1 protein-coding gene is annotated in these 592 nt (G+C 34.0%); it reads left to right on the top strand.

Annotated features, from left to right (window positions below; translation table 11 throughout):
- Positions 1-592, top strand: a 592-nt coding sequence (locus tag ACS8FD_RS22750; RefSeq protein ID WP_439277527.1) for a hypothetical protein, incomplete at both ends; no start/stop codon positions are given.

The following is a 592-nucleotide window of genomic DNA, read 5'->3' as shown; positions in this document are numbered from 1 at the left end:
GTATGGACGTAGAGGTCAAAAGCAATATGGTTTAGATGTTCTGGTTTATAAAGACAATCTAAATAAATCAAATAATCGAATAGGCATTCAATGTAAGCACGTCTCAAAGCTGCCGTTCAATGGGAAGGATGAGGTAACTATTGTTAAAGAGGTTGCAAAAGCTGACAGTGGTCAACAAAAAATTTCACAACTCATAATAGCTACATCCTTACCATCTGACAGGAAATTGACTGATGCTGTAAATGCTTTATCAGACGAACGTGTTAATGAAGGAAAGTTTCCAGTAGAAGTTCAATTCTGGAATGATATTGAAAATCATATATTTAATTCGAGCAACTTGAGTGAAAGATATCATTCAAACAGTGATTATTCAGAAAAAATAAAACAGGCGAAAGAAAGTTTTAACAAAGAACGGTATTCAGAAGTTATAGACTTATTGACGGTTGATAGTATTAAGTTAATGAACCATGTAGAGAAATATGAAGTTTATTATCTCTTAGCAAACTGTTACCACTTGATAGAGCAGAACGATAAGTTTACTGACTTCGCTTTAAAGCTCCAGTCTTTCGAATGGCACGATGAAAAGTACAAC

The organism is Psychrobacter sp. 1U2 (assembly GCF_051847575.1).
Note: the sequence above shows the minus strand (reverse complement) of the source record. Positions and strands in the feature narration are given on the sequence as shown.